Source organism: Erysipelothrix aquatica, assembly GCF_009828775.2.
Lineage (GTDB): Bacteria > Bacillota_I > Bacilli_A > Erysipelotrichales > Erysipelotrichaceae > Erysipelothrix > Erysipelothrix aquatica.
The window spans coordinates 1-20877 of the sequence record NZ_WTSY02000030.1 but is presented as its reverse complement, the minus strand read 5'-3'; the positions used below and the strand labels follow the sequence as shown (position 1 = coordinate 20877).

General features: G+C 38.3%; 20 protein-coding genes and 1 pseudogene. 16 read left to right on the top strand and 5 right to left on the bottom strand.

From position 1 onward, the window contains the following. Positions 1-26: 26 nt before the first annotated feature. From GVV20_RS08435 to GVV20_RS08420, 4 genes are all read left to right on the top strand, one after another. Positions 27-1139, top strand: a complete 1113-nt coding sequence (locus GVV20_RS08435; protein ID WP_159638051.1) for a M42 family metallopeptidase — start codon at positions 27-29, stop codon at positions 1137-1139. Positions 1140-1339: 200 nt separating this feature from the next. Then, a complete protein-coding gene (locus GVV20_RS08430) occupies positions 1340-2713 on the top strand; it encodes a PTS sugar transporter subunit IIC (protein ID WP_159741341.1) in 1374 nt (457 codons plus the stop codon). An 83-nt stretch (positions 2714-2796) separates the two neighbouring features. Further along, positions 2797-3231: an SRPBCC family protein gene (locus GVV20_RS08425; RefSeq protein ID WP_159741342.1), complete on the top strand. Its 435-nt coding sequence runs from the start codon at positions 2797-2799 to the stop codon at positions 3229-3231. A gap of 1 nt (position 3232) precedes the next feature. After that, positions 3233-3457: a hypothetical protein gene (locus GVV20_RS08420; RefSeq protein WP_159638057.1), complete on the top strand. Its 225-nt coding sequence runs from the start codon at positions 3233-3235 to the stop codon at positions 3455-3457. 44 nt (positions 3458-3501) lie between these two features. Here the strand turns inward: GVV20_RS08420 and GVV20_RS08415 are convergent, their stop codons facing one another. After that, on the bottom strand, positions 3502-4212 hold the full coding sequence (locus GVV20_RS08415; protein WP_159638059.1) for a GntR family transcriptional regulator: 711 nt from the start codon (positions 4210-4212) through the stop codon (positions 3502-3504). A gap of 64 nt (positions 4213-4276) precedes the next feature. After that, positions 4277-4993 (bottom strand): chitin disaccharide deacetylase, encoded by a 717-nt coding sequence (gene chbG, locus GVV20_RS08410; protein ID WP_159741343.1) that lies wholly within the window; start codon positions 4991-4993, stop codon positions 4277-4279. Between the two features lie 60 nt (positions 4994-5053). Here chbG and GVV20_RS08405 point away from each other — a divergent pair, with 60 nt between their 5' ends. After that, entirely contained in the window at positions 5054-5536 is a 483-nt protein-coding gene (locus GVV20_RS08405) for a peptidylprolyl isomerase (protein WP_159648688.1), read from the top strand. A gap of 29 nt (positions 5537-5565) precedes the next feature. Here GVV20_RS08405 and GVV20_RS08400 read toward each other — a convergent pair whose 3' ends face one another. Further along, entirely contained in the window at positions 5566-6603 is a 1038-nt protein-coding gene (locus tag GVV20_RS08400; RefSeq protein ID WP_159741344.1) for a M24 family metallopeptidase, read from the bottom strand. Positions 6604-6698: 95 nt separating this feature from the next. Between GVV20_RS08400 and GVV20_RS08395 the strand changes: the two genes are divergently transcribed. Then, positions 6699-7052, top strand: coding sequence for a hypothetical protein (locus GVV20_RS08395; RefSeq protein WP_159812858.1), 354 nt, complete (start codon positions 6699-6701; stop codon positions 7050-7052). 46 nt (positions 7053-7098) lie between these two features. Here the strand turns inward: GVV20_RS08395 and GVV20_RS08390 are convergent, their stop codons facing one another. After that, positions 7099-7515, bottom strand: coding sequence for a DUF2721 domain-containing protein (locus tag GVV20_RS08390; RefSeq protein ID WP_159741745.1), 417 nt, complete (start codon positions 7513-7515; stop codon positions 7099-7101). A 131-nt stretch (positions 7516-7646) separates the two neighbouring features. Here GVV20_RS08390 and lplA point away from each other — a divergent pair, with 131 nt between their 5' ends. The 10 genes from lplA to GVV20_RS08340 all read left to right on the top strand — a co-directional run bounded on the left by lplA (position 7647) and on the right by GVV20_RS08340 (position 20727). Next, positions 7647-8633: a lipoate--protein ligase gene (gene lplA / locus GVV20_RS08385; protein WP_159812856.1), complete on the top strand. Its 987-nt coding sequence runs from the start codon at positions 7647-7649 to the stop codon at positions 8631-8633. A 140-nt stretch (positions 8634-8773) separates the two neighbouring features. Beyond that, positions 8774-9892 carry a pyruvate dehydrogenase (acetyl-transferring) E1 component subunit alpha gene (gene pdhA / locus GVV20_RS08380; protein WP_159638073.1) on the top strand — a complete coding sequence of 373 codons (1119 nt, stop codon included), beginning with the start codon at positions 8774-8776 and terminating at the stop codon, positions 9890-9892. Continuing rightward, on the top strand, positions 9892-10872 hold the full coding sequence (locus tag GVV20_RS08375; RefSeq protein ID WP_159741699.1) for an alpha-ketoacid dehydrogenase subunit beta: 981 nt from the start codon (positions 9892-9894) through the stop codon (positions 10870-10872). Before pdhA ends, GVV20_RS08375 begins: the two co-directional genes overlap by 1 nt. A gap of 18 nt (positions 10873-10890) precedes the next feature. Further along, positions 10891-12492, top strand: coding sequence for a 2-oxo acid dehydrogenase subunit E2 (locus GVV20_RS08370; protein ID WP_159741407.1), 1602 nt, complete (start codon positions 10891-10893; stop codon positions 12490-12492). 20 nt (positions 12493-12512) lie between these two features. Next, the gene (gene lpdA / locus GVV20_RS08365) at positions 12513-13919 is read left to right on the top strand and encodes a dihydrolipoyl dehydrogenase (RefSeq protein ID WP_159648681.1); all 1407 of its coding nucleotides are present in this window, start codon (positions 12513-12515) and stop codon (positions 13917-13919) included. A gap of 332 nt (positions 13920-14251) precedes the next feature. Continuing rightward, a complete protein-coding gene (locus GVV20_RS08360; RefSeq protein ID WP_159741408.1) occupies positions 14252-16189 on the top strand; it encodes a peptide ABC transporter substrate-binding protein in 1938 nt (645 codons plus the stop codon). 82 nt (positions 16190-16271) lie between these two features. Further along, positions 16272-17765 carry an ABC transporter permease gene (locus GVV20_RS08355; protein ID WP_159741409.1) on the top strand — a complete coding sequence of 498 codons (1494 nt, stop codon included), beginning with the start codon at positions 16272-16274 and terminating at the stop codon, positions 17763-17765. A gap of 1 nt (position 17766) precedes the next feature. Then, a complete protein-coding gene (oppC, locus tag GVV20_RS08350) occupies positions 17767-18693 on the top strand; it encodes an oligopeptide ABC transporter permease OppC (RefSeq protein ID WP_159741410.1) in 927 nt (308 codons plus the stop codon). Positions 18694-18704: 11 nt separating this feature from the next. Then, positions 18705-19793, top strand: coding sequence for an ABC transporter ATP-binding protein (locus tag GVV20_RS08345; RefSeq protein WP_159741411.1), 1089 nt, complete (start codon positions 18705-18707; stop codon positions 19791-19793). Continuing rightward, on the top strand, positions 19786-20727 hold the full coding sequence (locus GVV20_RS08340; RefSeq protein ID WP_159741412.1) for an ATP-binding cassette domain-containing protein: 942 nt from the start codon (positions 19786-19788) through the stop codon (positions 20725-20727). The genes GVV20_RS08345 and GVV20_RS08340 overlap by 8 nt, the downstream gene beginning before the upstream one ends. A gap of 35 nt (positions 20728-20762) precedes the next feature. Here GVV20_RS08340 and GVV20_RS08335 read toward each other — a convergent pair. Then, a pseudogene (locus GVV20_RS08335) lies at positions 20763-20877 on the bottom strand (IS30 family transposase); the annotation flags it as partial.

Here is a 20877-nt window from a genome sequence, read left to right as displayed (position 1 = left end):
AGTTGTAGAAATAAGGAGAATATAGCATGGATAAAAATAATTTTAAGTTGGAAGAGGCGTATGGTGATGTGAATTTAAGTATGCTTGCAGATTTCACACTTACAAATGGAATTTCAGGACACGAGCGTGAAATCGCGGAAGTATATCGCAATTGGACGGAAGATGCGGCTGATGATATCTCATATGATAATTTGGGATCAATCATTGCTCATAAAGAAGGTGTTGCAAATGGACCTAAAATTATGTTTGCGGGTCATATTGACGAGATTGGTTTCTTAGTGAAATCAATTGATGCAAATGGATTTATTCGCCTTCACCCAGTAGGCGGTTGGTGGCCTCATGTATTGCTATCACAACCTGTGACTGTCACAACACGTAAAGGTGCAGCCTATGTTGGCGTAATCGGGTCAAAAGCTCCTCATGGAATGCCTGTTGCAGTTCGTAATAAAGTTATGGAACTCAAAGATCTATATGTTGATATGGGTGTAAACAGTAAAGAAGAACTAGAGTATCTTGGTGTTCAAGTTGGTGATGCTATAACACCTAAAGCTGATTTCCATGTATTGGCTAACCCTAACTACCTCATGTCAAAAGCGTGGGACAACCGTATTGGTGCGGCTATTTCAGCTGAAGTTATTCGTCAATTAAAAGAAGAAAAGACAGATGCACATATTTATTCAGTGGGAACTGTTCAAGAAGAAGTTGGACTTCGTGGTGCTAAGACTGCTGCGCAAAAAATTAATCCAGATATTGCCGTTACTATTGATACGACAATCGCACAGGATACACCTGGTGAAGATAACCGCATTAAATTAGGTGTAGGTGTAACTCTCGAAGTTATGGATGCATCTTACATCGGTCATAAAGGACTTCTATACTACCTACAAGATTTGAGTGATGAATTGGGTATTGATTACCAGTTTGAGCTCTTAGCAGCGGGTGGTACTGATTCTGGTGAAATTCATAAAGTTCACGATGGTGTTATTACACTTTCAATCTCTATTCCTACACGTTATATTCATTCACATTATGGTATTATTCACCGTAAAGATTATGTTGACACTGTAAAACTCCTCACGGAATTCAGTAAGCGTGTCAATGCATCAGTGCTTGAAGACTTACAAAACTACAAACGATAATCTAAAAACTACTTTATAAAGTAGTTTTTTTTTAGGTTATACGGCTTTAGGAGTGGTTTTTGGTTCAAACGTTATAACATTTCGTAAAGAAAGCCTTTACAAAGATTATAATGTTAGTTATAATATGACTGTAATTCGTACCTACAACTTTTATAATGAAGGTACAAGGACATCGTAGGAGATGTTAAGAGGAGGAAGTTATGGAAGGAATTATCCAGTTTTTTGAGGACAAGTTAGTCCCAATTGCTGCTAAGATTGGTAATCAGCGTCACCTGATTGCAATCCGTGATGCGTTTGCTGCATTAATGCCACTTGTTATGGCTGGTGCTGTCGCATTACTATTGAACAACGTTGTATTCAGCCCAACTGGCTTATTGTCAACATTCGTTGGCGGGTCAGCTGAATCCGGGTTCTTCAAGTTTACAGGGGAATATATTTCACCAATTCTTGCAACTATGGATGCAGGAACACTCTCAATTCTAGGTTTAGCACTCGCATTTGCAATTGCTTACCTTCGTGCACAAAATGAAGGACAAGATGCACTTGTCACAGGTACAATTTCAATTGGATCATTTATCATCTTAGGTGCTTTAGGACGTAAGAACCAAATGATTGCTCCTTGGATTGGTCACTACTTAGGAAGTCAGGGAGTATTCGTTGCTTTAATTGTTGGACTTCTTGTCCCAGCAATCTACTTCGCAATTGTTAACCGTAACCTTACAATTAAAATGCCAGATACAGTCCCACCTGCAGTATCTCGTGGATTTACAGGAATCATTCCTGGTACAGTTGTATTGTTCTTATTCGCTGCAGTTAAATTTGCAATTACTAAAGTCCAATGGTCTGGATTAGAACAAATGTTTGGAGAGGCTGCGGCAAACCCAAATATCTTCATGCTCTTTGAAGTATATATTGCGAAACCATTTGCATCGATTTCACAAGGTCCAACATTGATCTTAATTATTACAATTCTTGTTCCAATTCTATGGTTCTTTGGATTACACGGTGCTAACTTATTGGCTCCAGTTATGAGTCCAATCTATGGAAACTTACAAAACCACAACTTACAAGCCTATGCTCAAGGTGTTAGAGATGTTGGATTCGACCCTCTAGGACAAAATACTTTAGCATACTGGGTAAGTGGTTCATGGGATGCATATGTATGGCACGGAGGATCGGGAGCAACACTTCCATTAATCCTTGCAATCTTACTCTTTTCAAAATTACGTGATCAAAAGGAAGTTGCGCGTTTATCACTCGCTCCTGGTATCTTTATGATTAACGAACCTGTTCTCTTCGGTATTCCTATCGTCTTGAACCCAATTTACATTATTCCATTTGTATTGAACCAACCAGTTCTTGCAATGATTGGATACTATGCATCAATTTCTGGATTCGCTGGTCCTATCGTTAACTCGATTCCTTGGACAACGCCTCCAGTATTGAACGCATTATTGGCTACAAACTTCAGCATTGGTGCTGGTATTATCGCAGCAGTTAACTTTGCTATCGCATTTGCATTCTACGTACCATTCGTATTTGTTGCAAACCGCGCAGAAGGTATTGAAGCATAGATTAGACGTCTTTCTTAATAGAAATATATTCGGAAGTCCTGTATAATCTATTTATACAGGACTTATCTATTGAAGGAGCACACATGATTAAAGAAACGATTTACATTGAGAAACCTATTGAAGACGTATGGAATTTTATTGAACTTGAGTTTGCGAAAGTCTTTAAAACAAGTCCATCAAAATTACTTGGTAAAACAATTGAAGCGGAAACCATGAACTTTACTGGTAAGGTCATTGCCATTCGTCAAGAGGTTACAATTCAGGAAAAACCACACCGTTTGATTATTCAGTCTGAGTCAGGTCGTGATCTGGTTGAGACGGAGTACAATCTCGAAGCGGATGAAGCTGGAACAGGTACTTACCTTACTGCAAGCGAAAGCGGCAAAGGTAAAAAGAGTACGTTGCGCTCATTAAACTACAGTCTGATGTCACTGCCAATTTTACGTGGTAGTGCAAAGAAGAAAGTGAGAGCTCGTATTGAAGGTATTAAAATGTTAGTAGAGGGGGAGGCAGAGTAAAATGATTCAAATTTCAAGCCCATTAAAACGTGATTTTATTAAAGGTCTATTTGAGGATTACGAAGTCGAAGGCTTTGTATATACACTCGAAAAAGAACAAGGAATTAAACTAATTTATTCAGTTAATAAACCCGATCAAATGGATCGTGCGATTCGTTTATTTAAAGATCGTATTAAAGAATCAGACTTAGGGCGAACATTGTTCTTCCAAGTTGTTGAAATATAAAAAAAGAACTTCACCGGATGACAAATCCTCTGTGAAGTTCTTTTTTATAGATTAGATAGTTTCAAGAATTTGGTGTATTTGTAGTGATGGATATCAATGGAGTAGTCAAAAATTTCGCCAGTTTTAAACATTGATTTGTTGGTCGAAATTAGCGCTGGGTCACCTTCTTGAAGGCCTAAAAGATGGGCATCACGAAGATTAAGCGGTGCCGCTTCAATAACACGGTCTACATACCCAATTTGTCGGTTCAATCCATTTCGAATGTAATCATAAATGGAATCATTAATGATATCTTCATTCAAAAATGGAATGTATTGCTTGTTATAGTATGAGTATTCAACAACCCATCGTTTACCGTCAATGATTCGAAGTCGATTGATGTAATACAATTCTGTACCAACCGCACAGTTCATAATTTCTGCGAGAGATTCAGTTGCGATGGTCTCATTGAATTCAATGATTTGTGATTCAATGGTACTGTTTTGAAAATCAGCGGTTAAGCCGCGAAAATTTTCTAAATTAATGATTGAATTATCTTGTTGTGCGATATTGCGAATAAACATACCGCTACCTTGAACCGCCATAATGTATCCACGTTTTACAAGTGTATCAACTGCTTTGCGAATGGTATTGCGGCTCACGTTGAATTCTTTACCCAACTCTTCCTCAGTAGGCAGTTTATTGCCATCGCTATAATAACCACTTAATATACGTTGTTCTATGTCGGAACTAATACTCTGATATTTATGTGTCATAGTTATCCCCACGTGTCGTTGTAATCTCTTACATTATAACAAAAAAAAGGCTTAAACTCAATGTTTAAGCCGTAACATCACGGTAAGTGATTAATTCAATGTTATGTTTGTTAACCAAATCTTTTAGATCTTGGCTTGTGAGTATTTCTAGTTCAACTTGACGCCAAGAGGTATAACTTGAAATTGATTCAAGATAGTCATCAACATAGGCGGGGTGAGTCATAACATCGACACATGCTGCCTTATCAGATTCGAAAAGTTCTTTAAAATAATCGAGTGATACTCCTTCTTTATAGAAAGCGCCATCAACTAAGACTTCGGTGGGAAGGTTTAAACGTTCTGATCGGTAAGGAACATTATGTTTCTTTGCAAGCCGAACAACGACATCGTTAATTTTTGGATGCATGTGAACGTGATGGTGGGAGTCGAGATGTGTAATATCTAAGTGTTGCTTGATTGATTCAATTTGAGCATCCCATTCTGCAAAGAGTTCTTCATGGTCAATTGCATCATCAATTGTATTAATTGTATATTTAAACTTGCCGGTTTCGTCTACAAGGGTTTTGTGCGAATCCAAGATGGGACGACCTGTAGTCAAGACCATATGTACACCAACACCGAGTGACGGATTTTCCTTTGCAAGTTGAATTGCTTCTTGAGTATATTTTGTTGTAGCCATAAGCGTTGTGGATGTAAGGACTCCATTCTTGTGACATTCAATAATGGCACGGTTTCCGCCTGAAGTTAATCCAAAATCATCCGCATTAATAATTACTTTCATTGTGGTATCCTCCTAGTAAAATTATACCATGTTTGTTATGATGTTTGAGGAGGTATTTCAATGAAAAATACAATCAAATTCACAATGGAAAATGGCAAAACAATGATTGCTGAACTTTATCCTGAAATCGCACCGAAAACGGTTGCAAATTTTACGAAACTTGTTGAAGATAAATTTTATGATGGTTTAATCTTCCACCGCGTAATTCCAGGATTTATGATTCAAGGTGGCGACCCTGATGGAACAGGTATGGGTGGCCCCGGTTATTCAATTGATGGCGAATTTACATCTAACGGATTTAAAAATGACTTAAAACATACTCTTGGAGTACTTTCAATGGCACGTGCTATGGATCCAAACAGTGCAGGGAGTCAATTCTTCATCATGGCAGCAGATTCACCACATTTAGATGGTCAGTATGCTTCATTTGGAAAAGTAATCGAAGGTCTTGATACAATTCAGGAAATCGTATCAGTAAGTCGTAATCGTAACGATCGTCCAGATACAGATCAACGCATTGCAACAGTTGAATTCATTGACTAAAAAAAACAACCGTCCGGTTGTTTTTTTCTCTAGATGCGTGTGAGTTCTTTACTAAATTGATTCATAACATGAACCCCATCAATCGTAACATGAACAAGATCTTCGATTCGAATACCACCAATTCCTGGAATATAGATTCCGGGTTCAATGGAGAAGCACATCCCAACTTCAACGATTTTTTGATTGGTTTCAGAAACATCGAGATTTTCGTGTGCTTCAGTTCCGATTCCGTGGCCAGTGCGATGAATAAAGTATTCGCCATAACCAGCTTCTGTAATCACATCTCGTGCAGCTTTATCAATACTTGCTAATGTGACTCCGGGTTTTACAGCGGCAATGGCTGCTTCATTAGCTCGGCGTACAATTTCATAAATAGGTTCAAGCTCTTTGTTACTTCCAACAAAGAAGCAACGAGTCATGTCTGATGCATAACCTTCGTAGAATCCACCCATATCGACAAGAACAACATCGCCGTTTTCCAAAACTCGGTCGGTTGGAACACCGTGAGGATCTGCAATATTTTGAGTAAAAATAACAATCGGCTCAAAGCTCGGTCCCTGAAGCGGTGCAGTACTTTGTTTCGTTCGAACTATCTCGGCGAGTTCTCGTTCCGTCATTCCTACTTTAATTAAGTCGTGCATTTCACTCATAATACGATCGTTGTGTTGAGATGCAGTCTCAAGAAGTGCTAGTTCATGCGCATCTTTTAGTGTACGAATTTGTTCGAGAAGCGGTGAAGCATTTACTAATGTATGTGTTGGGATGAATGGGATGACAAAACGTGCAGGCCAATTTCCGTCAATTGCGAGTGTTCCTGGTTCTAAATGAGATCCAAGAATAGCAATCGAGTCCTCAGAATCACTAAATTGAACAGTTTGTAGATCATCGGGAGCTTCGAAAAGTTTGTTTAAGAAAAGTGTTGGAGCTCCTGTTTTTTTAACAAGAAGTGCAATCATGCGTTCACCAACATCAAAACGGTGTCCGGTGTAATAATAAAGCATTGCTGCATCAGATATAATCAATTGTTCAACATCCATAATGGTTTGTAATTTTTGTATACGGTTCATAATTAATCTCCTTTGCACTATTATAGGCACTTGAGTATTCAAAATGCAATGTCCTAAAGCCTATGCTATACTAAATATGAAAGGACGCTGATATTATGGAAAATCAAATGAATCAACTTATTATTATGAATAAAAATCCGGCAGATGCTTCATTACAAATTGTGATTCCACCGTTTCGTCCAATCAATTTATTCGAATTAGAAGATGATTTCGAATCGGTAACGCATGAAATTCAACGAAATATTTATGATCAAAAACTTGCTAATTACATTATTGATTTTGTAACAGCATTTCGGGATGCAATGGAAGAAGCGGATGTTTTGCCTATCGTAGAATTCTTCTTAACGGGAGATGACACGGCAATGAATCCCGATCAAATTAAATCGATTTTTGAAACAATTAAAGAGTTTGTCGAACTCATCAATAATGAAGAACGCCTTATGCATTAAAAAAAAGACCGAACGCGTGATGTTTGGTCTTTTTTTTTGTAGGAATTTAGTCTTCATTGACCTGAACGGTCAGGTCATCAAGCTGTATTGTGAGTGCATCTATTGAAATGCTGAGCTCTTTCAGCAAAAAAATTAAAGAAAATAATAATAGCACTAGACTTGTTAAAAACAGAATTCCCGATAAATAAGGGATGTAAAGCATTGAAGTAATCATGCTTAAGACCGCAAATGCAAAACTTGTTGCTCCACACTGTTGCATGCGTTTGATAATTTTCATGCGATATTGCAAGTTCAGTATCTGATTCAAGTTTTCTGCTTTGGGGTACTCTTTATGCCGGTCGTAGAGTTGTCTGATTAAATCCGCCAGAACGACAAAACGATTCGTGTATGCGAGCATTAATAAAGAAATTGCAGGAAAGACCAAAGCGGGCGTCGTCAATGCAAAATCAAATGTGAAACTCATAATAAATTCTCCTTCTAGATTGTCCAAATCATAACAAATGAAAAGGCTGTAAAACCCCATCACTTTAGTTGAATTATAACGGATTAGGGCTTAGAATAATAGAGCAGTGAGACAGAGAGTGAGGTATTACAATGAGATATTTGAAGAATCCTTCGACCAATCCCTATTTCAATTTAGCATTGGATGAATATGCGATGAAGCATATAGATTGTGATGAAGATTTCTTTTTTTTGTGGCAAAATGAGCCTTCTGTAATTATTGGTAAAAACCAAAATACAGCTGAGGAAATTAACCAAAAATTTATCGATGAAAAAGGGATAAAAGTAGCACGCCGTGTTTCCGGTGGTGGTGCTGTGTATCACGATATCGGTAACTTGAACTTTACGTTTGTCATCAATGTCGATGATCCAGGGAAAGTAAACTATAAAAAGTTTGTTCAACCTGTGATTGACGCACTTGCAAGTATGGGTGTAAAAGCCGAAGCGTCAGGAAGAAATGACATTCTTGTTGATGGTCTAAAAATATCAGGAAATGCGCAACGTATGGCGAATGGCAAACTTATGCATCATGGAACACTTATGTTTGATGTCGATGTTGAAACATTGGTTGAAGCGTTAAATGTTGATCCTGATAAAATTACTTCAAAGGGCGTAAAATCTGTTCGTTCACGTGTTACCAATATAAAGGAGCATCTACCTGAGGGTACGACTCTCCAACAATTTTGGGATGCATTGCAATTTTACTTATCGAATGAAGGAAAAGATGAAGAAATTATTCTGACGGACGATGATGTAGCGAAGATTGAATACGAAGCAGTGAATCGTTTTGGAACTTGGGATTGGATTTATGGTGCATCACCAGAGTTTAATCTTAAAAATAGTAAACGATTCCCAGGTGGTCGTATTGAAGTCTTGATGCACGTAACGGACGGACGTATTGATTCAGTTCGATTTATTGGTGATTACCTTGGAATTGAAGATGTTGAAGCAATTGAACAAAGAATGCAAGGCACCCGTTTCAACCGTGCTGATGTAACGGCAGTCTTTGAACAATTTACACTCAATAAATACTTCGGCACAATTACTCTTGACGAAATACTTTCGGTAATGTTCGATTAATTGTGAGAAACACACCACATTTAACAAATATTCACAGTAAATACATTATTATCGTTGAATGAAACAAGCTTACATGGTACATTTAATATGTATTGCTAGGCACTAAGACCTAGTAAATAGAAGGGACATGGAGATTTTTTATGGCACAAACTAAAAAAATCAAAGCGTTGGACTTTGAAGCTCAACTCAATGCAGTTGAGAAACTATACCCAACATTCCAGATTCTAGACGAAACTGGAAAAGTCGTTAACAAAGACTTGTTACCTGACTTAACTGACGAGCAACTTGTCGAGTTATTCGAGAAGATGTTATGGTCACGTGCGTTGAATGACCGTTCAACAACATTAGCACGTCAAGGTCGTCTTGGATTCTTTGCACCTACAGCAGGTCAAGAGGCATCACAAATTGCATCACATTTTGCATTTGACAAAAAAGACGTCCTATTCCCAGGATACCGTGATATTCCTCAATTGGTACAACACGGATTACCACTCCACAAAGCATTCTTATGGAGCCGTGGTCACGTAGAGGGAAACAACTACCCTGAAGATTTACAAGCAATGCCACCACAAATTATTATTGGGGCACAAATCATTCAAGCAGCAGGTTCTGGTCTTGGATTGAAAAAACGTGGAAAACCACAAGTAGCATTTACATATACAGGAGACGGTGGATCATCACAAGGTGATACATACGAAGGTATGAACTACGCAGGAGCATTTAAAGCACCAGTCGTTTTCTACATCCAAAACAATGGTTATGCTATTTCAACACCACGTCATCGACAAACAGCAGCGCCTACATTAGCTCAAAAAGCAGCAGCAGCAGGTATTCCAGGAATTCAAGTTGATGGAATGGATCCACTTGCAGTTTATGTTGCTTCAAAAGCAGCTCGTGATTGGGCACTTGCAGGAAATGGTCCTGTATTAATTGAAACATTAACATCACGTTTCGGTCCTCACTCACTGTCAGGAGACGATCCAAAACGTTACCGTGATCAAGCAAGTTTCGACGAATGGGATAAAAAAGACCCATTGATCCGTATGCGTAATTTCTTAACTGAAAAAGGCTTATGGACAGAAGAAAAAGAAGTTGCTTTAATTGATCAATTTGACGAAGAAATCAAAGAAGCAGTTAAATTAGCGGACTCAGCTCCTAAACAAAAAGTTTCTGACTTCTTGAAAAACATGTTTGAAGAACCAACAAACGTTATTGCAGAACAAATTGCATACTTTGAAGAAAAGGAGGGTAAAAAATAATGGCACAACTAACTATGATTCAAGCCATTACAGAAGCGCTTGATATTGCCCTTGAACGCGATGAAAATACATTAATCTTTGGTGAAGACGTTGGGAAAAACGGTGGAGTTTTCCGTGCTACTGACGGACTTCAAGAAAAACACGGTGAAGACCGCGTATTCGATACACCACTTGCTGAATCAGGAATTGGTGGATTAGCAATCGGATTGGCTTTAGAAAAATACCGTCCAATCCCTGAAATTCAATTCTTTGGATTCGTATTCGAAGTAATGGACTCTGTTGTTGCTCAAATGGCACGTACCCGTTACCGTCTTGGAAACACACGTCACATGCCTATTACAATTCGTTCACCATTTGGTGGAGGAGTTCATACACCTGAGCTTCACTCAGATAACTTAGAAGGATTAATGCAACAAACACCAGGTATTAAAGTTGTTATCCCTTCAAACCCTTATGATGCAAAAGGTCTTCTTCTTGCAGCTATCGAAGACAACGATCCAGTTGTTTACTTAGAACACATGAAGTTATACCGTTCATTCCGTGATGAAGTTCCAGAAGGATACTACACAATTCCATTAGGAAAAGCTAACATTGTAACAGAAGGTACAGATGTAACAATCGTAACTTATGGTTACATGGTTCGTGAAGCTATTAAAGCTGCCGAAACATTAAAAGCTGAAGGAATTAACGCAGAAGTAATCGATTTACGTACAGTATCTCCAATTGATATTGAAACAATCGTTGCTTCAGTAACAAAAACAGGCCGTCTTGTTATGGTCCAAGAAGCACAACGCCAAGCAGGTGTTGGTGCAGTTGTTATGTCAGAAATTGCAGAACGTGCAATTCTTACACTAAGCGCACCTATCGGTCGTGTCGCTGCTCCGGATACAGTATTCCCATTCGGTATGGCAGAGAGCGATTGGTTACCAAACGCACAAGATATCATCAATAAAGTTCGCGAAACAGTAAACTTCGACTAATAGAGGAGGCCAAATAATATGTCATTCAAATTTAAAATGCCTGATGTTGGTGAAGGAATCGCAGAAGGTGAAATCGTACAATGGTTTGTTAAAGAGGGAGATACTATTTCAGAAGATCAACCTTTATTAGAAATCCAAAACGATAAACTCGTTCAAGAAATTCCATCACCTGTTTCAGGAAAAATTACAAAAATTCTTGTAGAACCAGGAACCGTTTCAACAGTCGGTGACGACCTTGTTGAATTCGCAGTAGAAGGTGGCGCTCCAGCCGCTGAAGCACCAGCAGAAACAGCAGCTCCAGTAGCCGCAGCACCTGTAGCAACACCAGCTGCATCAGCAAATTTTGTATTCAACATGCCAGATGTTGGAGAAGGAATTGCGGAAGGTGAAATCGTACAATGGTTTGTTAAAGAAGGAGATACTATCTCAGAAGATCAACCATTACTTGAAATTCAAAATGATAAACTTGTTCAAGAAATTCCAGCTCCAGTATCTGGAACAATTGCAAAAATTCATGTCACACCAGGAACTGTCTCAACAGTTGGTGACGCTTTAGTTGAAATTTCAACAACAGGCGGATCTGCACCAGCTGCTCAAGCAGCAGCTCCAGTAGCAACAGCTTCAGCAGTAGAAGCACCAGCATCAAATGGTGTTCAACATGCAGGTAATACCATTGCTAACCGTGTACTTGCAATGCCTTCAGTACGTTCATATGCACGTTCAAAAGGAGTTGACTTAACACAAGTTTCAGCATCCGGTAAACACGGACATATCCGTAAATCAGATGTTGATGCATTCTTAGCAGGTGGTGCACCAGTTGCAGCAGCAACAGAAACAGCATCATTCGCACCAGAATCAATCAAAGAAGAAAAAGCAGCAGCCCCAGTAGCTAAAGCAGCAGTTACAGCACCTAAAGGTGAAGTAACTCGCGAGGCAATGACACCAACTCGTCGTGCAATCGCTAAAGCAATGGTTACAAGTAAGAAAGAAGCACCGCACGTTACAATTTTTGACGAAGTGGATGTAACAGCACTTGTTAACCACCGTAAGAAATTTAAAGATGTTGCAGCATCACAAGATGTTAAACTTACATTCTTACCTTACGTTGTGAAAGCTCTAGTTGCAGTTGTTCGTAAATACCCTGTCCTCAACAGCAGTGTTGATGACAAAACAAACGAAATTGTTTACAAAAACTACTACAATATCGGATTTGCTGCTGATACACCGCATGGACTATACGTTCCTAACGTGAAAAATGCAGATTCAAAAGGTATCTTTACAATTGCTAAAGAAATTACAGAACTTGCAGCAGCAGCAAACGACAACAAACTTGCAGGACCTGATATGCGAGATGGTACAATTACAATCTCTAACATTGGATCAGCACGTGGATTATGGTTTACACCAATTATCAACTTCCCAGAAGTTGCAATCTTAGGTATCGGCCGTATCGACAAGAAACCAGTTGTTCTTGAAGATGGAACACTTGGTGTTGGTAATGTACTAGCGTTATCATTAAGCTTTGACCACCGTATTATCGATGGTATGACAGCTCAAATGGCGATGAACGAAGTGAAACGCCTCTTAAGCAATCCAGAGCTTCTCTTAATGGAATCATAATAGAAGGACGGACATAAAATATGGTAGTTGGAGATTTAGCATTAGAACTCGAAACAGTAGTTATCGGTTCAGGTCCTGGTGGATATGTTGCAGCGATTCGTGCAGCTCAACTTGGACAAAAAGTAGCAATTATTGAAAAAGAATACATCGGCGGCGTTTGCTTAAACGTCGGATGTATTCCATCAAAAGCATTGATCAATGCAGGACACCGTTACCGCGAATCATTAGATTCAAAAGCATTCGGTATCTCAGCAGACAATGTAACAATTGATTTCGCAGCAACTCAAGCATGGAAAGATACTAAAGTTGTTAAACAACTTACATCTGGAGTCGAAATGCTTCTTAAAAAGAACAAAGTAGAAATCATTCGTGGAACAGCATTCTTCAATGACACACATCAATTACGTGTTGTTAACGGAGATGACGCACAATCATATACATTTAAAAATGCAATCATCGCAACAGGAAGCCGTCCAATTGAAATCAAAGGTTTCAAATATGGCAAACGCGTCCTTGATTCAACAGGTGGATTGAACTTAAAAGAAATTCCAAAACGCCTTGTTGTCATCGGTGGTGGTTACATCGGAAGTGAGTTAGCAGGTGTTTATGCAAACTTAGGAACTGAGATCACTATCTTAGAAGGTGGTCCATCAATTCTTCCTCAATTCGATAAAGACATGATCAAACTTGTTGAAACTGAGTTTAAATCAAAAAATGTTAATATCGTAACAAATGCAATGGCTAAAGAAGCGAAAGAGCTCGATGATGCAGTAGCAATTACCTATGCAGTAGACGGAAAAGATGTAACAATCGAAGCTGACTACGTATTAGTAACTGTAGGACGCCGTCCAAATACTGATGAATTAAGCTTAACAGTAGCAGGTGTTGAAGTTGGCGAACGAGGATTAATCCCTGTAGACAACCAAGGCCGTACAAGCCAAAGCCATATCTTCGCAATCGGAGATGTAGTTCCTGGAGCAGCATTGGCTCACAAAGCTTCATACGAAGCTAAAGTTGCTGCCGAAGCAATTTCAGGACATCCATCAGCTGTTGACTACGTTGCAATTCCTGCAGTCTGCTTTACAGACCCAGAACTCGCAACAGTTGGTTTAACAGAAAAAGAAGCTAAAGAGCAAGGACTTGTTGTAAAAGTATCTAAGTTCCCATTTGGAGCAAATGGTCGTGCACTCTCATTAAATGCAACAGAAGGTTTCGTTCGTTTGATCTCAGACAAAGAAACAGGATTACTATTAGGTGGTCAAGTTGCTGGTGTTGGAGCATCTGATATCATTGCTGAAATTGGATTAGCTGTTGAAGCTCGTATGAATGTTGAAGACTTATCATTAACAATTCATGCTCACCCTACATTGTCAGAGACAATTATGGATGCATCAGAATTGTCATTAGGATTGCCAATTCATATCTAATCATGAAAACCCGCAAAATTGCGGGTTTTTCTATATTCTGAAACAATTTTCAGAGAATAGGTCAAGTTCTGCAAAGTCGACCGGTAGTTTCAAATGTTTAATAGCCTTTCATAAGCTCACATTATATTGATTTATAGGTATAAAAAGCAATTTAAAGGCTATCTCCCAGTGAATGTAACTATAAATGAAACAATTTTCAGAAATTTACAAAACTTTTTCAATTATTTGTGTAATCTATGAAAAATCAATTGACAATTATATGAAATGCTATATAATTACAAACATACAGTAAGTCACGTAGGTATTTACTTGTAAATAAGGAGGAAGAAGTAATGAAAAAGATATTTGCACTTTCATTAGCAGTTCTTTTGGTTCTCACAGGTTGTGGACAATCAAAAGGCGGTGGCTCAGCCGAACTGTCTAATAAATACTCATATGTATATACAACAGACTTGAACATGTTGGATTATACAGTATCAATGAAAGCTACAGATGGCGACCACTTTGGTAACTTTGTAGATGGATTATATGAAAATGACCCTTATGGAAACTTTGTACCAGCATTAGCTGAATCACATACAGTTTCAGACGATGGCCTTGTCTATACTTATAAAATTCGACAAGGAGTAAAATGGGTTACAAACACAGGGGACGAATATGCAGAAGTTAAAGCTCAAGACTGGGTAACTGGTATTGAACATGCTGTTCTTGAAAACTCACAAACACTCCCAATCGTTATCGGAAGTATCAAAGGACTTGCAGAGTTCCGTGAGAATCCAGCTTTAGGTATTGAATCAGTAGGTATGAAAGCACTTGATGATTACACACTTGAAGTTACATTGAACCAACCAGAAACATTCTGGCAATCAAAACTTGTTTACGGTATCTTATACCCAATTAATGCAGAATTCTTGAAAAACCAAGGGGATGCATTTGGTGGAGCGGATCCATCATCAATCCTTTATAACGGACCATTTGTTCTTGTAAACAATACAGCAAAATCTGAAATTCGTTATGAAAAAAATAAAGCATACTGGGATGAGAAAAATGTCTTCTTAGATGAAGTTAAACTTATCTATGATGATGGTAAAAAACCTGATGAATTCATCAACCGTATGGAAAAAGGTGAATTGACAACAGCTCGTGTTTACCCTAACTCACCTGGATATGCACAAGTAAAAGAAAAATATGGTGAAAACATCATTACTTCTGATACAAACGGTACAACATTCTATGCTACATTTAATGTTAACCGCGCATCATACAACCACACAAGTAAAACAACAGATCAAGAAAAAGCGGATACACAAGCAGCAATTCAAAACCGTAACTTCCGTCAAGCTATTGGTCATGCATTTGATCGTGGTTCATACAACGCACAGTCAGTTGGAGATGATTTGAAGTCAGTTGCTTTACGTAACACTTTAATTCCACCTTCATTTGTATCAGTTCCAGGTCATGACTATGGACAACTTGTTACAGCTGAAATGCAAGCATTAGATGCAGAACTATACAAAGACTTCGATATTGCCGACGGACATGATGGACTTTACAATCCAGAAGTTGCTAAAGGCTTATTAGAAAAAGCTAAAGCAGAGTTGCCAGGTGTAACTTTCCCAATTCGTATCGATGTTCCTGTATTACAAACAAGCGAAATCCAAGTAAATATGGCTAAATCACTTAAACAATCAGTTGAAGCATCATTAGGTGCAGAAAATGTTCAAATTGATTTACAATTACTTGACAAGGATCCATACTACAATGCTACATACTTTGCAGAGTCAGGTGCTCAATCAGACTTCGACCTCTCAACAGCATCAGGATGGGGTCCAGACTTCCTTGATCCAATTACTTACTTGAATATTTTCAACTCACGTAACGGTGATGTACTTCAAGTTCTTGGATTAGATGGATCAACAAATCCTAATGGAAATGCAAGTTCAGTTGACGCAATTAAAGCCGTTAAACTTGAAGAATTCGATGCATTACTCGATGCAGCAACAGCAATTACAGATAGCCCAGAAGCACGTTTCAAAGAATTTGCTAAAGCAGAAGCTTGGTTAAATAATGAAATGTTATTCATCCCTATCTATGCACAAGGTGGTACACCAAGTGTTACAACAACAGTTCCTTATTCACGAACATGGGGTTGGTCAGGTTTATCAACAAACCGATTCAAGTTCATGAAAGTCCAAAAAGAACCTGTTACAGCTGCACAATACGATGAAGCTAAGAAATCATGGGATGCAGAACGTCTCAAAGCAAAATAACAAATTTTAAATACATTTAAACAGCCGTAAGGTGAGGGTTAAGATTTTAACCCTCATTTTGTGGCGCTAAGGAGGTAAAGCAATGAAAAAATATGTATTGCAACGTATTCTGCGTTCAATTCTTTCGATTCTTATCGTAACAACTATTGCTTTCGTTCTTGTATATACGCTGGTTCCACGTCAAGATATTTTTGTCTCAGATCCTACATATACAAAATTGAAAGCACAACCAGATGAACTTTTAGACTATGAAAATGTCACATATCAAAGCAACGGTTATTTGGATTACTATAATCCATCACAACTTTGTACAGCTGCAACTTCAAACGATGCAGAGTATACAGATTGTGTTGATGGAAATGGAAAACAATACATCGATGCTTGGGCACAAGCAAATTCGAAATGGGTTGTAAGTAATATGCCTATGTCCGGAAAAGCTTATGCAACACGAGAAATACCTACACTAGAAAAAGTTGTCCGTTTTTACGGATCATTCTTGCAAATTGATCATCCATGGAGAGTTCAAGACGCTTCAAATCCAGACATGTCTCGTGGATTAGGATTATCAATGAACGAAAACGTTGGTTTAGCTATCACATGTGAGGGCTGTGAAAGTAAGAACCAAGTCTATATCAACGGATCATTTCCATTTATTCACCAAAACTTTATAAAGATTAACTTGGGGAAAGCATATCCGACATATAAAGGGCAAGAGGTAACCCAAGTTATTGGAGGATCTCAAGGTTCACCTGTGTCACGCCAAGTTACTTTTGAAACTGGCAAAACAGGAAGTTCAGCACTGGATTTTGGAACATGTAAATACCGTCCTTCTGATCGATTAGATCGACTTGATAAAGAAAACTTTAATGATAACTATGCAGACTGCCTTTCAATAAATGATGCACCATCTATGTTAAGTATGTCATTTATTACTGGAGTTATGTCTGTTATCTTAGCCTATGCAATTGCTGTTCCAGCAGGTGTAGTAATGGCACGTAAAAAAGGAATGTTTGTGGACCGTTTTGGTGTTGCAATCATTACTGTTTTAATTTCGGTACCAAGTTTAGCTTCAGTTTACTTCTTCCGTATGATTGGATCGTCATTCTTTGGGATGCCTGAAAACTTCCCAACATTAGGACCTTCTAATCCACTATCATATGTAATGCCTACGATTATTCTTGCACTTCTTTCAGTTTCTGGAATTATGATGTGGATTCGTCGTTATATGATTGATCAACAATCCGCAGACTACGTTAAATTTGCGAAAGCGAAAGGCCTTTCTGATAAAGAAATTTCTAAAAATCATATTTTCAAAAATGCAATTATTCCAATTACAGCTGGTATTCCAGCATCCGTTATCGGGGCAATTGCAGGAGCAACAATTACTGAGCAAGTATTTGCGATGCCAGGTATGGGTAAAATGTTACCTGATGCGATATTGCAACATAATAATGCGATCGTTATTGGTCTCGTATTCATCTTTACAACAATGTCAATTATTTCAGTACTCCTTGGGGATATTCTGTTAACTAAAGTTGACCCACGAATCAAACTAGATACAAAGGGAGGTAAATAGCATGCAAAAAACAGCAGACGAAAGATTTCAGTTCGTAAAACTTGATGCCTTAGCGTCAGAACGTATTGATGCTCCACGCTACTCCTATTGGAATTCCGTTTGGCGAAAATTTATTAGTAATAAAGTAGCCGTTACGATGCTTGTTGTATTGGCATTAACACTACTTATGTCATTTATCCAACCGATGTTCTCCGGATATGACTTCATGGATACATCAAACATTAATGATATTGGTGCTCGTTACCAATGGCCATCATTCCAATACTGGTTTGGTACTGATGGAAATGGTCACTCACTCTTTGATGCCGTTTGGGCAGGTGCTAAGACATCACTTTCAATCGGTTTACTTGCAACACTCTTTACATTTGTTGTAGGTATCACTGTTGGAGCTGTGTGGGGTTACTCAAAACATTTAGATCGTATCATGATTGAAGTATATAACGTTGTAAGTAACGTTCCGTACATTTTAATTGTTATCGTTATTTCATATGCAATGGGTTCAGGTTTCTGGAATCTCCTATTTGCGATGTGTATCACCAGCTGGGTTGGTACGGCATATAGCATTCGTATTCAGGTTATGATTATGCGTGATCGAGAATACAACCTTGCATCCCAAACATTAGGAACACCGCTTCATCGTGTTATTCAAAAGAATATTTTGCCTTACTTAATTTCAGTTATCGTAACGCAAATGTCTCGTTCTCTTCCAGCGTTCATCTCTAGTGAGGTATTCCTTTCCTATATTGGTGTTGGACTTGGAGCGAACATCCCATCACTTGGTCGTATTATTTCAACCTATACATCAAGTATGACAACTCATCCATATTTGTTCTGGATTCCTGTTGGAGTTTTAGCGCTTGTATCTGTCTCACTCTATATTGTAGGACAAACACTTGCTGATGCCTCAGATCCAAGAACACACATGTAAGGCGGTGCATTATGAACAAAACTATACTTAAAGTAGAAGATGTCGTCGTAAAGTTTAAGGTGCGTGATCGTGAGTTAACTGCAATTCGCAACCTTTCAATTGATATTTTTGAGAATGAAACACTCGCGATTGTTGGTGAATCAGGTTCAGGAAAATCAGTTTTAACGAAAACTTTTACAGGAATGTTAGAATCCAACGGATATATATCATCTGGTAAAATTAGCTATAACGATATTGTTCTTACAGATATTAAATCAGACAAAGAATGGGAATCCATTCGTGGTGCAAAAATTGCGACTGTTTTCCAAGATCCAATGACATCATTGAACCCAATTCGTACCATTGGTTCTCAAATTACGGAAGTAATTATCAAACACCAAGGGATGTCGAAAGTGGAAGCCAAAGCGGAAGCTATCAGTTTAATGAAGCGTACGGGAATTCCAATGGCGGAGAAACGTTTTGATGATTATCCTTTCCAATATTCAGGTGGGATGCGTCAACGTATCGTTATTGCTATTGCATTGGCATGTCGACCAAATATTTTAATTTGTGATGAACCAACAACAGCATTGGATGTTACCATTCAAGCTCAAATTCTTGAACTCATCAAAGATTTACAAAAAGACTATGGATTTACAACTATCTATATTACGCATGACCTAGGCGTTGTTGCATCAGTTGCGGACAAAGTAGCGGTTATGTATTCAGGACAGATTGTAGAGTACGGTACGGTTGAGGAAATTTTCTACGACAGTCGCCATCCTTACACATGGTCATTATTATCATCATTACCACAATTAGGTGTTAAAGGTGAAAAACTCTTCTCCATTACAGGAACACCACCATCACTTTATAATGAAGTTGTGGGGGATGCTTTTGCACCGCGTAATCCATTTGCGATGCAAATTGATTTTGAAGAAGAACCACCACGTTTCCAACTATCTGAGACTCATTTCGCACGAACATGGTTGTGTGACGAGCGTGCTCCGAAAGTTGAGAAACCTGAAGTTATTCGTGACTTGCATAATAAAATTTTGAAAATTGAAAGCATGAATAAATCAAAACATATGCATACTGAGGAGGAATCAACAAATGTCTAAAGATAAAGATGTTATTGTATCGATTAAGGACCTTGTTGTTCAATTCGGTAGTGGTAAAAATGTATTTACCGCTGTAAATAAAGTTAGCTTCGATATTTATCGTGGTGAAACATTTGCGCTTGTTGGTGAATCCGGATCGGGAAAAACGACGATTGGTCGTACCATTGTTGGAATCAACGAAATTGCTGATGGAGAGATTCAATTTGAAGATCTTCAAATTAAGCGTAAAATGGCGAAGAAAGATCGTGAGAACATCATTAAAAATGTTCAAATGATTTTTCAAGATCCAGCAGCGTCATTAAATGAACGTGCTACCGTAGACTACATTGTCTCGGAAGGACTTCATAACTTCAAACTCTATAAAAACGAAGAAGACCGTATTGAAAAGGTTGAAAATATCATTCAACGCGTAGGTTTACTTCCAGAACATTTGACACGTTACCCACATGAATTTTCAGGTGGACAACGCCAACGTATTGGTATTGCTCGTGCGCTTGTTATGGAACCTAAATTTGTTATTGCTGATGAACCAATTTCAGCTCTTGATGTATCAATTCGTGCACAGGTTCTAAACCTTCTAAAAGAACTTCAAGAAGATAAGTCACTCACATACCTATTTGTTGCGCATGATTTATCTGTAGTTCGATTTATTGCAGATCGCATTGCCGTTATTCATCATGGAGTTATCGTTGAGTTAACAGAAACAGAAGAATTGTTCCGTAACCCAATTCACCCATATACGAAATCATTGCTGTCTGCGGTTCCGGTTCCGGATCCACAAGTAGAACGTAATAAAAAGCTAATCATCTATAACGACGATATGCACAATTATGAAACGTCAAAACCATCTTTCGTAGAAATTCGTCCTGGACATTTTGTTTGGGCTAATGAAGAAGAAGTCGCTGCTTACCGAGCAGAACTCGCTACTCAATAATTAATAAAAGCGTCCAAAGGGCGCTTTTTCTTTTATCAAATCTCAACCGCACCACTATTCATTTTTAAAAATTCTATCTCATAAGCAGTTTTAAAGTCAAACATTTTGCGAGGCATTGAGTTGATTTTAAAGGCAATGTCATCAAGATAT